Here is a 12115-nt window from a genome sequence, read left to right on the forward strand (position 1 = left end):
ACCGATGGTGACGAAGAAAGGCCCCGGGGCGGCCAGCCTCGCCGCGGCGTCCAACGAGCTAATCGGGCCGTTTTCCGGGGCTGTTCAGCCGCAACAGATGCCGTGGATTAACGGCACGGACTTCGACAGCGGCGGCGTCACTCACTGGCCGCTGGTGCTCGTGCGGGTGCTCACTGACCTACAAGAGGAATCGCTCGTCGTCACCGTGAGCGTCAAGAACGGCCCGGACACCGTGTGCACGTTCGCGCCGTGGACCGAGCAGGGCAGTGAACTGGTCGCCCACGTCCCCGCGACCGACGCGCGGGGCGCCGCTGATGCATTCATAGGGACAGTCGCAGTGACTAGAACCCTTGCGGGCGTGTCGACGGCACTAGGGCCCGACGAGGTCGTTGCGGCGGTATCGGTCGACCTCACCCAAGGACTGCTTGGCCGTCTCACCGCTGTCCTGGTCGCCGAGAAGGCAAGACTGCGCCGACAGTCGCGTGAGCTGCGGGCCGCCCGGGTGCTGGTGCATGCCCACGATTCGGCGCTTGACCGCCTTGGGGAGGAGCTGTCGGTTCCCCGCCTGACCGACCGGATCACCTGGGATGCCGCCGGCGGTCGCATTTCGACCGCGGCGTTGCCAAACAATCGTGAGGACGACGCCGACTATCGGTCCCGGTTGAGGGTGACGCGCGGTGTGCGCCTGCCGAGCCCGGTCTGGATCGACGCCAACGTCAACGGACCCGGTGCTGTCAGCGAGCACGGTTCTGGATGGATGGCCGATGTCGGACTGACAGATCGGATCACCGTCGACGAAGCCCAGAATCCGCTGTTCGTCGCCTTCCGGCTGGTGGCGCCGGGGATCGCCAACGGGCGTCAGAAGCTGCTAAACGGGATCCGCAACACGCACCTGATCTGGCCGGCGAGCAGCGCAGCGGGCGACACAGCACACGCCGCGCGTTTGGAACCGCCCGCGGTCGCGGCACGCGTCGCAGGGGCCCGCGCGTCGCTGAAGGCCTTAAAATTGCCCGCGACACAACCGGTAGCGCCAGCCCTGGCTTTCGCCTTGCAGCGCCTCGACCAGCTGCAAACAACCCTCGGTGTCAGGCTCTACAGCAGCATTCTCAGCGGTCAGCGCGATGACGGGGGCAGCCGATACGAGCTGGGGTTCGGTGCCCAGTTCGCGGGGCCGACGCAGAATGCCGACCTCGCCGCCGCAGTCAGCGCGGCTAAGAACCACCCGGAGCTTGGTCTGACAGCGAGCGAGCCGAAGGACGACCCGGTCGCGGCGTGGCTGCTCACGGCGTGCGGGCTGCGTACCGTCCAGCGTCTCGAAGACGGCACCGTCTACGTCAGCTCGCTACCGGTGGGTGGCCTAGTCGTGGATTTGACGCCGACGCCCGAGTCAGCCGTGCCGATTACGCTCGCCGCGCGGTTGGAGACCGGCGATGGCAGCACTCTCGATGCCCCGCTGGCCGGTGTCGTCAAGGCACTGAACGCGGCCGGACTGGCCACCACCAACCCCGCTCCCGTGCTGGCCTTCATGCAGGCCAGCGCTAAGGTCCCCAACATTGACACCGCGCTCGCGAATCTCAGGCTGCCACGGGTTACCGCCGCCGAAGTCGCCGATGTCAAGGGGCGCTTCGCTGTGATCGCCAACCGCGACTACGCGGCCTTCGATCTGGGCGCCGCCCAGACCGCCGCGATTGCAGACGACCCGAACAAACTCGCGACGATCGCCACCGCGGCGGCGCGCAGTGGTGCCAGCAGCCTGCTCCCGGTGATCACGGCAGCCGGCACTCTGGCGCTCGTGCTGGGTGTCGTCGATCTTCCCCTCGCGGGCAACAATCTCGCGGCGCAGCACACGGTGGCTTTCCGTTGGCAGAGCCGGTCGCTGGATGGCACACCCGCTCGGCTGTCGACGAGGCGTGGTGCCACAACCCAGGTCGTCGGGGCCGGCACCGGCATCGGTTTCGTCACTTGCCTAGCCTATGTCCGTACTGGAGCCAACGATCCCTATCAGTGGCGCCCGACTCTTCCCGACGGCGTCCTGCTGGACCTGCGTCAGTACGAGCATCTGATGAACATCGTCGAACGTGTCACGCCCGTTGGGGTGCAGGCGAATACGTGGGGGATAAGGCAGCGACACGTCGACGTCGACGGAACCAAGAAGGCAACTCCGCTCGGCCCGGCGGCAGCCCGCACCTATCACCGCTACCGAACTCGTTGATCCGCAAGCAATCTCACCAGACCTGGAGGAATCGTGGCCAACAGCAATTGGATCGACACGATCGGTATCGATCCCACGCCGATCATGGACGAGGTCCTGAACAAGGGATTGAACAAGTACGACGCAGCCAAGCTGGTCAACAACCTCATCGCGGTGAATCTCGGACAGGCGCCGAGGCATTTCAACTTCTCGTCGCCTCTGCCGACGCCGCCGGAAGATAGCTCCAAGCCGTCGTTCGTTCGCGAGTTCAGCCATCAGGACTGGGTCGACGGCGAAAGTGTCGTGCAGGCCTCCGAGAGCGCCGACGACAAAGGTTTCAACTGGCGCTTCAACGCCATTGGCGATGATCTCAACCACCTACATGCCGACACCGCGACAGTCTTTGCATATCTGGACAATTTGCGTTCGGCATTCGTCGAGGCGCTGCAGGACGTCGCCGCGGAACTCAACCGCATCAATACCGACCTCGCCGGGCTCGGCACCCGCGTGTTGCCGAAAACACCGTGGCACTACGGCATTGTTGACGCGCCTCAGTTTCTGGGCGTCCGCGACCTCGACGGCGGCAAGGTGACGATGTGGCAGCACGACAACAGTGTTTTCGTACTGCCTGCCGTGAATACGGTAGGCCTGAAAGACACGATCACCCAGCACCTCAGCACCGGGTCGAAAATTGTCGACTACGCGGCGAGCGATCCGAACTTCACTGCGGACGTCGGCAAAGGTCTGACGGTCGCTCAGTTGACGGCGAAGTATGGCGGCAACCCAACCAAGGATGGTCGAACGGTGGGCCAGCTGCTCGCGATCTTGCCGCCGAGCGCCATGTTCAAAGACACACCGGCGCTAGTCGACAACGTGGTGACGGCGGAGCAGGGCTACATCCGCAGCACCGTCGGCTCGATAGACGCAGTCGGCTCGCTGACCGGTGTGACGAACACCGGAGCTCCGATATCCGGTGAGTCGTTGCATTTGCTGGCGGCTGCCGTCACCGATGCTCCCGAGAACCTGCAGAGCGCGATCACCGCGGCGGGGGTGGGCTCGGCCGGCGATATAGCCAAGCTGCAGACGAAGGATCTCACGGCTGCCTTGACGAACGTCGGGGTGACCCTGTCTGCAACGCAGTTGACCCAGCTCCAGGTCACGGCGAAGATGATCGCTGGCGTGGTAGGCACGAGCGGATGAGCCTGAATACGCTGTAAACCATTGCAAAACAATGATTTTCGCATTGACAATCGGGATACGAAAGGAGTCGACGATGGGAGACCAAGATGATGGAGGCCAGGACCCGCCAGTCGACACAACAGATCTCGTCAGCGTGCTGAATCAGATAGCCAATACCGACGACGTGGCGCTCGCCGCCACATCGTCGGATCAGATCGACGGCTGGCTCGCAGTCCTCTCGCGATGGCAGGAGAAATTATCGGGAGATGGCGTCGCGTGATGTCGAATCGAACGAGAGAGTTTGCAAGGAGTTCCTATGTCTAACGGTGATTCAGACTTCCCACCTGATGCACCCGCCGGAAAGTGCAGTGTCGAACATGAGAACGCAGTGAGCAAATACTTCGACATGAAGAGAGCCGAGACCGACGCCATCGATGCGGCGAAGGCCGCGAAGAGCGCCGCTTTGGTGGCCATGGCGCCATGCGCGGTGGGTGCGGTTACCGGCCTCCTCGGAGCGGGTGCGTGTCTTGCCAGCGTGGCGACAGTCGTGGCGGCCCTCGAAGTCGCGAGGAGTAAGAACGATCTGTTCGGCGTGGCAATCCAACAGTACCGTGCCGTCGAACAGACTCTTCTCGACTGCATCAGTGCCGCACAGATTGTTGTTGATCCGCAGTAGGATGCCCCAGATTTGGGAGAATGCACCTCAAGCAGATTCGAGAATCGTTGGCAGTCGCAATGAAACTTGCCCGGCGCGACCGGCCGACCCAGGGTGCCGATGCGGCCGCAGCCCCGCCCGGCCGAGAATGCCGTATAATTAGGAACGCGTAAACTGTTGCAGCACAAAGCATCTCGCACAACGTAAGAGTTTACTGTTAACCCTGTGGTGTCACCGGCATCACCGGGGTGGGGATCTTTCTGGGCCCCAAATACATTTACCCTAGAGGCGATGACTCGGCACCTCGAGTACGCCATCGAGCTAATCGGCGTCGATCATGTTGGTATCAGCAGCGACTTCTCCTTCGACTATGCCGATTTCGTCGCTGAACTGAATCGCAACCGCCAGATGTTCGACGACAGCTACACCCGCTAGCAGCGCCCGAACCTGGGGAATTACGAGACGGCTATCCCTGGGGAATTACGTGACCGCCGACAGCTAACTAAAGAGCCGGTTCGGAAAAGTGGACACGGAAGTGAGACAAAAAGGTGTGGACACGAGGTGAGACAACTCGCATCCGTGCACGTCAGTGCATCGCGAGTGGACACGGAATTTGAGACCCGACATGTGCTGAACGCCCGGTCTCGTTGAGCTCGCGCGCTCACGACATTGAAATCAAGCGGCATGGGTTCGACCCGAGCGAGAGCGGTTCGGCGGCTCCTACTGGGGTGTGATGATCAGTCTGGCCGCAGGCGCTGCGCCGGCACTGGCCCGCGCTGGCGCCAGAGTGGACGCGGCTGTGCCCAGAGCGCAGCGGCCCGTCAATCGCTGTGTCGCCCAGGCGTTGTCAACACCGAGATGATCGGGCACCGGTTTCTAATGCCGACGCGCGCCCCGCGCAGCGCTGTGCGCTGCGAGTTGTTCGGCATTCCAACGCGTCGCTGCGCGACCGTTCCGCGGGTGCCGCCACCGCGGCCCGGCCCGGCAGACCGCTGGTGGGCGAAAACCGCGTAGTCGACTACTCATAGCGATTCCCCGAAGCTGGTCAATGCTCGGATGGGCCACATCTCATCGCCAGAGGAGTGCTGAACATGGACGAACGAACGTCCACGCCGGACCTTGATCAGTCACTGTGTCGCGGGAGCACGGCACGACACCGCCCGGAGGCGTGATGGCGAACGCAATCGATATCGGTGGCGTCGATCTCAGTGATCCGCAGACCTACCGCGCGGGTGTCCCGCACGAAGCGTTCCGCAGGCTCCGAGAGCAGGCCCCAGTCGTGTGGCATCCAGGCCAACAGGGGCCGGGATTTTACGCCCTCACCGGCTACGACGAGATTCACGAAGTATCGCGCGACAGCACGACCTGGTCATCTGAGGTCGGCGGGGTGACTCTGGAAGCCCCAGGCGATGGAGGGGTGGATTCCCGCGGCGTCTTGATGCTCACGATGGATCCTCCGCGACACACGACGCTACGCGCCCTGATCAGCCGCGGATTCACGCCTCGGCAGGTCACCACACTCCATGAACGCATCGCCGACATGGCCCGCGACGTGGTCGATAGCGTCATCGAGCGGGGGCATTGCGACTTCGCCAACGATGTCGCAGGGGCCCTACCCGCCCACGTCATCGCCGAAATGCTGGGTACTCCATTGGAGGATGGTCGGCGGCTCTACGCGCTGATCGAACGAATGAATCGGGGATCGGCAACCGATCCGGATGTGTTGAATGCGGCGATGGAAATGTTCGCCTACGCTGGCGAACTCGCCGCCTGCAAGCGCGAGCAACCAGGCGACGACATTGCCACGTCACTGCTGCAGGCCGAGGTCGACGGCCAACGCTTGACCGATGTTGAGTTCAACTACTTCGTGCTGTTGCTGATCAATGCCGGTGGCGACACCACCCGCAACCTCGTCGCGGGCGGCATGTGCGTGCTGATGGACCATCCGGAGGACCTGGCGATGCTGGCCGCGGAACCATCGATGTTGGCGACCGCAGTAGAGGAGCTACTGCGCTACGTCACCCCCGTCAATACGTTTGCGCGCCTCGCAACCAAAGACGCCGAATTGCACGGGGTTTCGATACGCAGGGGTGAGCGAGTGGCGATGTTCTATCCGTCGGGCAACCGTGACGATTCCCGGTTCGCTGAACCCGACCGCTTCGATATGAGGCGAACACCTAACCCGCACTTGGGGTTTGGCGGCGGCGGCACACATTTCTGCCTCGGCGCGAACCTGGCCCGAGTGGAGGCCACCGCGCTGCTGCGGGAAGTCCTGGCCCGGATGGAGAATCTGGAGCTCGCGGGTCCGCCCGAGCGGACAGCGTCCACCACGATGAATGGTCTGCACACCATGCCGGTCCGGTTCACCCCGACCGCCACGGGGTGAGCGTGCTCCCAGAACCACCGTGCTGCAAGGTCGTCGACAGGTAACCGTGAGCGCCGTGCTGGCAGGTGCTGGCGAGCAGGTCGGGATGAAACTTCCAGGTGTGCACGACGACGCGGTGGGCGCGCGGGTTGTTGATCAGCGTGGTGATCTCTCGCTCGTTGAAATCAGGTAGGCGAACGAGTCGTACAACGCGATGTCGACAGGGTCCGTCACACCGGTGCTGGCGTCGAGCTCAGCGACCACGACCCGTTCGCGATAGTCGTCGACGATCGCCACCGTAATCGGCGACGGCGCGCGGGCCATACCCCCGCAGGGGTGTAGTAAAGCACCCCCGAAAGGGTGTTCCATACGGTCATCAGTCGAGATTCGAGCCCCCATCGAGGAGAACCCAAATGACCAGCACCATGGCCGCAGCCGAATTACTGGCCCGCTCCACCACCGTGACCAGCGTCGGCTGGATCGGCTACATCGTTATCGGCGCTATCGCCGGCTGGATCGCCTCACTGATCATGAAAACCCGCGAAGGACTGCTGCTTGACATCGTCATCGGTGTTGTCGGTGCGCTCATCGGCGGGTTTCTACTCAGCTTCGTCGTCGACACCGCCAGCGGCGGATGGTGGTTCACCCTGTTCACCGCCGTCATCGGAGCGGTCATTCTGCTCGGTCTGGTGCGGGTAATCCGGCGGACCTGAACGTCAGAGCGTCGACCCGCGACGCTGCCGCACGACGGTGCCGCGCCACGGAATCAAATTGGATGCAGTTGCCCGTTTCGGCCCAGGCGAGCGTCCCGGCCCGGGTCTGCTGCTACGGCTGGCATCAGCCAAAAGTCGTCGCCCTGACCGAGGCACCGCTGCAGCTGGGCGCCTCTCGGCAAGAGGCTGCGGGCGTCCAACTAGGATCGCCGCGGCAGGGGATCGCCGACAACTAGGCTCGCGACGTGGACCCTGATCCCGGTCGTATTCGGCACTACTGCGATTTCTACCGGCCCCCGGGCACCCCGCCGCCTGACGACCGTCCATTGTGGCTGGTCTGGGGAAATTGCCAAGCCGAAGCACTGCGCCGGGTACTCGATGCGGTACCCGGTCGGCCGTACCGCACCGCTCGAGTTCCGCCGGTCTTCGAGCTGCAACACACGGACATGCCCTTCGTCGAGGCGTTGTTGGCTCGCACCACCGTGCTTTTGACGCAACCGGTGCGGGCTCGATACCGCGATATGCCAATCGGCGCACCCGATTTGCTCGAGCATCTTCCGCGCGGCGCTGCGGTGCTGCGATGGCCGGTGATCCGTTACGCCGGCCTGTACCCGTTTCACGCACTGGCACGCCACCCCGCCGACCGATCGATCACGCCCCCGGGTGTGCCCTATCACGATCTGAGAACGGTCGCCTCGGCCCGCGCACGACGCCCGGCAAGCGACCCCTGGGACGTCGACGTCGCCGCCGGCCAGGTTCGGGCTGTCGCCGCCGCAAGCGTCAAGGAACTCGCACGCCGCGAGCGCGACACCGACGTCGCAATCTCCGACGTACTGATGACGTACGGCGCCGACGCCGCTCACACCATCAACCATCCCGGAAACTCGGTGCTGAGCGAGTTGGCGCGGCGAGTGCTCAACGCCCGCGACGTGTCCGCGGCGGTGCCGCCCCTCGTTGCTCCGCTCCTGGGCTCAGTGTGGGCGCCGCTGGAAACGCGGGTTCTCAGCGCGCTCGGCATCGACGCGACGCCGCGCCCCCGATGGCGCCTAGAAGGAGCTGAACTCGACCCTCAGCATGTGCACACCACGCAGTTGACCTGGTATCAGCGGAACCCGGACTTCATCGAACTGACCGTGCGCCGCCATTATGAGACCATGCGCACGTTGGGCTTATTAGGCGCGACACGGTGACGCAGCGAGTCACACACAAAATTGTCGGCCCGCGCCGGCACGGCGTCGTGCAATTTGGTTTCGCGCTGCACGCCGCGTTGCAGCTGCAACGCTGTAGCAGCGAATTGCTATGGTTCCCTTCAGTTACCGACCTGATTTCAGATCCAGGTTCCGAAAGCGGGTTAGTGCATACGCATTTCACCGACCGACTGTTCGGTTCGACCCCCGCCGCCGCGGCGTCCGCATTCAGCGTGCTCGCGCGCACAGTGCGCGCCAACGGGTCGATGTTGTCGGTCACGCTGCACGACCTGCCTCAGTCGTCGGATGGCGCGCACTACAATTCACGCATTCAGGCGTACCGGAGGGTGTGTTCACTTTGCGATTACATCGCCGTCAGCAGCGAGCACGAACGTGAACTGATGCAAGAGAACGGAATTGGGATCCCCGGTGTGAGTGTCATTCCATTACCCATAGATCCTCCCAAGCGCTGCGCGGTTCCGCTCAGTCATCTCCCGCGGACGCTAGGTGTGTTTGGCTTTATCTACCCGGGCAAGGGTTACGAGGAGATCATCGCGGCCACTAAGGGACTACCAGCCGATCTTCAGGTTCTTGCCATCGGCGCCTCCTCGCCCGGCCATGAGGGCCTCGTATTCGATCTGCGCCGCGCCGCCGCAGAGTTGAACACACCGTTCCGGGTCACCGGCTACGTTGCCGGCGAAGAGCTGTTGCCCGTGCTGCGCGGGGTCACTGTGCCGGTGGCAGCGCACCGTCACATATCCGCATCGGGCTCCCTGAACACCTGGCTCAGCGCCGGACGCAGGCCGTTGGTGCCCCACACCCGTTACGCCGCCGAATTCGAGCGACGAAACCCTGGCAGTCTGAACGTATTTGCTGACAATTTAGCCGGTCTTTGCACTGCCATCCGTCGCGCCTTGCGCGATTCAGCCTCTACCTGGCTGCCAGCCGACGTGCCGCTGCACCCGAGTCCATCTGAGGCGGCCGCTGCCTATGCCGAATTGTTCGGGTAGTGCGGTGGTGACGGCTATCCCCCTCAGCGAAGGACGGTTCACGGTCCCCGGCAATCGCTGGGATCTCCTCGTGAACATCCCGGGCCGGCCGGTCTCGGTCGCCGTTGTCATTCCGTACTACAACCAGCAGCACGAGTTAGATCTGGTGCTGACCGCGCTTGACGCCCAGGATTATCCGGCCGAGCTGCTCAACATCGTCATCGCCGACGACGGCTCGGCCCAGCCTCCGACCATACCCGCGATGCGGGTCTCGACCACCGTTGTGCGACAAGAAGATTGCGGATTCCGTGCAGCCGCCGCGCGCAATTTGGGAGCCGCCCGTGCTGAAGCCGAGGTTTTGTGCTTCCTGGACGCCGACACCATTCCCCAGCGCGATTACATTCGGCGCATTGTGGCGCTGCCCTCAGTGTGCCCGGATGCGCTGGTCGTCGGTCGGCGGCGTCACGCTGATTTCGCCGAATGGACTCCCCAACACCTGCGGCGATGGTGGCTCGCCGGGGAGGCGCCGTCCGAGTTCGACGAGCCGCGCTGGCTCAGCGAGACCTACGCGCGCAGCGCCGACCTTCTGCGCATCAGCGCCGACAGCTACCGCTACATCATCAGTTCGGTAATGTGCTGCAGCGCTGAGCTTTTCGATTATGTCGGTGGCTTCGACGAAGCTTTTCGCCAGTATGGCGGTGAGGACTGGGAATTCGCTCACCGCGCGATGATCAGCGGGGCGGTTCTTGCGCATGCGCGCGGCGCGGTGGCCTGGCATAACGGACCCGACTGGGCCGGCCGCACCATCATCGACCGGGCGCGCGTCAAAAACCTCGAAGCGTTGGCGGTGGCGCGTGTGGTGCCTGGTCCTGAGGCACGCATCCCCGGATTGATCTACCAGATTCCGGAGGTGGCTGTTGCCGTCGACGCCGACGTGCACGGCCCGGGGTCGCTGGTCGCTTTTCTCGGCTGCTTCCTTCACCTTGACATCGGGGTGTGGTTGCACGGCGCCCGCGGACGGGCATTGCTTGACAAAGCCGGACTGCAGGACCCGCGCATCCACGCCGGGACGATCCCGGACGCGGTGTTACGGCGCTGCCGCTATGTTGTCACCGCCGTCGGGAGGGCGGTTCTGCCTCGCTCAGTGGTCGACCAACTTATTGCGCGGTGCGGCGAACAAGGGACCGGAACGGTGACCGCCCGCGCTGGTAGCGTCAGCGTGACGTGTTCGGCATCGTGGGCAATGCACCGCAGGGCACGGTGGAGCACCGGCGACACCCGGGTGGCGATCCCAGGCGACGTCTCGCGCATCAGCACCACGGTCGACATACCGGGCCAGGTGCGCGAAGTCGACCTCGATCACCCTTGTTGAACGTTCAGCCTGACGCGGTCGTGTAGCACGGTGAGGCTTTGTCGCCGCTAACGCGGCGGGAGGCTCTCACTCGGCAGGTAATTAAACCCCGGCGCCGGGGTTCAGGATGCCCTGCGGGTCCAGCGCGTCCTTGATGCGACGGTTCAAGGCCATCGCCTCGGGCCCGAGGTAGCCGTCGAGCCAGGGCCGCTTCAGCCGACCGACACCGTGCTCGCCGGTGATCGTGCCGCCCAACTCGATGGCGAGGTCCATGATCTCGCCGTAGGCCAGGTTGGCCCGCTCGACCTCAGAAACGTCGTTGGGATCGTGGACGATCAGCGGGTGGGTGTTGCCGTCGCCGGCATGCGCGATCACCGCGATCATCAGGTCGTGCTTCGCGGCGATAGCAGCGATCCCGCAGACCAGATGCGCCAACTCGGGCACCGGCACGCCGACATCCTCGAGCAGCAACGGTCCCTTTTCCTCGACGGCGGGGATGGCGAACCGGCGGGCGGCGATAAACGCCTCGCTCTCATCCGGATCGTCGGTTAAAAAGACTTCCGTCGCACCGTATTCGGTGAAAATCGCGGCCATGACCTCGGCGTCGTCGCTGCCAGACTGCCCGCGTTCGTCGGATGCGGCGACCAGCATCGCGCCCGCCCCGCGGTCTAGGCCCATCCGCAGCTTGTCTTCGACGGCGTTGATGGTCGCCGAGTCCATGAACTCCAGCATCGCCGGGCGCAGCCGTGACGTGACCCCCAGCACGGCTTGCGCGGCAGCCTCCACCGACGCGAAATAGGCGACCACTGTGGCTAACGGCTGCTGGGCAGGCACCAGCCGCAGCGTCACCTCGGTGATCACGCCCAGGGCACCCTCGCTGCCGACGAACAACTTGGTCAGGCTCAGCCCGGCAACGTCTTTCAAACGGGGCCCACCGAGCCGGACCGCCGTGCCGTCGGCCAGCACAACCTGCACACCGAGCACGTAGTCGGTGGTCACGCCGTACTTCACGCAGCACAATCCGCCGGCGTTGGTCGCGATGTTGCCGCCGATGCTGCAGATCTCATATGACGACGGGTCGGGCGGGTACCACAGGCCGTACTCGGCGACAGTCTTCTTCACCTCGGCGTTGAGCAAACCGGGCTGACACACCGCGGTGCGGGTGACCGGGTCGACGACGATGTCGCGCATCTTCTCCGTCGACAACACGATTCCGCCGTCGATCGCGGTGGCGCCGCCAGACAGACCGGTGCCCATCCCGCGGGTCACTACCGGGATCTGGTTTGCGGTCGCCCACCGAAGCACGGTCTGCACGTCTTCGGTTCGCTGTGCGCGGACCACGGCCAACGGCTTGCCCGCCGACGGATCCAATGCGCGGTCCTGGCGGTATCCCTCGGTGATCGCCGGGTCGGTGACGACCATTCCCTCGGGTAGCTCGGCGACGAGGCCGGCCAGCGCAACAGCGGCCATGGAAGCGATCCTACG

At 64.3% G+C, this 12115-nt stretch carries 12 protein-coding genes and 1 pseudogene; 11 read left to right on the plus strand and 2 right to left on the minus strand.

Going from position 1 to position 12115, the window contains the following annotated elements:
• Nucleotides 1–7 precede the first annotated feature (7 nt).
• The 6 genes and pseudogenes from ACQY5A_RS15535 to ACQY5A_RS15560 all read left to right on the plus strand — a co-directional run bounded on the left by ACQY5A_RS15535 (nt 8) and on the right by ACQY5A_RS15560 (nt 6411).
• Nucleotides 8–2212 (plus strand): hypothetical protein, encoded by a 2205-nt coding sequence (locus ACQY5A_RS15535; protein WP_428341214.1) that lies wholly within the window; start codon nt 8–10, stop codon nt 2210–2212.
• A 33-nt stretch (nt 2213–2245) separates the two neighbouring features.
• Nucleotides 2246–3391 (plus strand): hypothetical protein, encoded by a 1146-nt coding sequence (locus ACQY5A_RS15540; RefSeq protein ID WP_428341215.1) that lies wholly within the window; start codon nt 2246–2248, stop codon nt 3389–3391.
• 73 nt (nt 3392–3464) lie between these two features.
• A complete protein-coding gene (locus ACQY5A_RS15545; protein ID WP_428341216.1) occupies nt 3465–3650 on the plus strand; it encodes a hypothetical protein in 186 nt (61 codons plus the stop codon).
• Nucleotides 3651–3686: 36 nt separating this feature from the next.
• Nucleotides 3687–4046 carry a hypothetical protein gene (locus ACQY5A_RS15550; RefSeq protein ID WP_428341217.1) on the plus strand — a complete coding sequence of 120 codons (360 nt, stop codon included), beginning with the start codon at nt 3687–3689 and terminating at the stop codon, nt 4044–4046.
• Between the two features lie 206 nt (nt 4047–4252).
• Nucleotides 4253–4457: pseudogene (locus ACQY5A_RS15555) on the plus strand (membrane dipeptidase); the annotation flags it as partial.
• 739 nt (nt 4458–5196) lie between these two features.
• A complete protein-coding gene (locus tag ACQY5A_RS15560; RefSeq protein WP_428341218.1) occupies nt 5197–6411 on the plus strand; it encodes a cytochrome P450 in 1215 nt (404 codons plus the stop codon).
• Nucleotides 6412–6546: 135 nt separating this feature from the next.
• Here ACQY5A_RS15560 and ACQY5A_RS15565 read toward each other — a convergent pair whose 3' ends face one another.
• A complete protein-coding gene (locus ACQY5A_RS15565) occupies nt 6547–6714 on the minus strand; it encodes a hypothetical protein (RefSeq protein WP_428341219.1) in 168 nt (55 codons plus the stop codon).
• An 89-nt stretch (nt 6715–6803) separates the two neighbouring features.
• On the opposite strand from ACQY5A_RS15565, the gene ACQY5A_RS15570 reads away from it, so the two are divergent.
• The 5 genes from ACQY5A_RS15570 (at nt 6804) to ACQY5A_RS15590 (ending at nt 10651) form a co-directional block, all read left to right on the plus strand.
• Nucleotides 6804–7103, plus strand: a complete 300-nt coding sequence (locus ACQY5A_RS15570; protein WP_428341220.1) for a GlsB/YeaQ/YmgE family stress response membrane protein — start codon at nt 6804–6806, stop codon at nt 7101–7103.
• Nucleotides 7104–7165: 62 nt separating this feature from the next.
• Entirely contained in the window at nt 7166–7339 is a 174-nt protein-coding gene (locus tag ACQY5A_RS15575) for a hypothetical protein (RefSeq protein ID WP_428341221.1), read from the plus strand.
• A 9-nt stretch (nt 7340–7348) separates the two neighbouring features.
• On the plus strand, nt 7349–8293 hold the full coding sequence (locus tag ACQY5A_RS15580; RefSeq protein ID WP_428341222.1) for a WcbI family polysaccharide biosynthesis putative acetyltransferase: 945 nt from the start codon (nt 7349–7351) through the stop codon (nt 8291–8293).
• Nucleotides 8290–9300 carry a hypothetical protein gene (locus tag ACQY5A_RS15585; protein WP_428341223.1) on the plus strand — a complete coding sequence of 337 codons (1011 nt, stop codon included), beginning with the start codon at nt 8290–8292 and terminating at the stop codon, nt 9298–9300. The genes ACQY5A_RS15580 and ACQY5A_RS15585 overlap by 4 nt, the downstream gene beginning before the upstream one ends.
• Before the next feature lie 7 nt (nt 9301–9307).
• A complete protein-coding gene (locus ACQY5A_RS15590) occupies nt 9308–10651 on the plus strand; it encodes a glycosyltransferase (protein WP_428341224.1) in 1344 nt (447 codons plus the stop codon).
• An 81-nt stretch (nt 10652–10732) separates the two neighbouring features.
• Here ACQY5A_RS15590 and ACQY5A_RS15595 read toward each other — a convergent pair whose 3' ends face one another.
• Complete coding sequence (locus ACQY5A_RS15595; protein WP_428341225.1) at nt 10733–12100, minus strand: FAD-binding oxidoreductase; 1368 nt, start codon at nt 12098–12100, stop codon at nt 10733–10735.
• Nucleotides 12101–12115: the final 15 nt, after the last annotated feature.

The sequence above is a fragment of the Mycobacterium sp. genome (genome assembly GCF_965277065.1).
Classification (GTDB): domain Bacteria; phylum Actinomycetota; class Actinomycetes; order Mycobacteriales; family Mycobacteriaceae; genus Mycobacterium.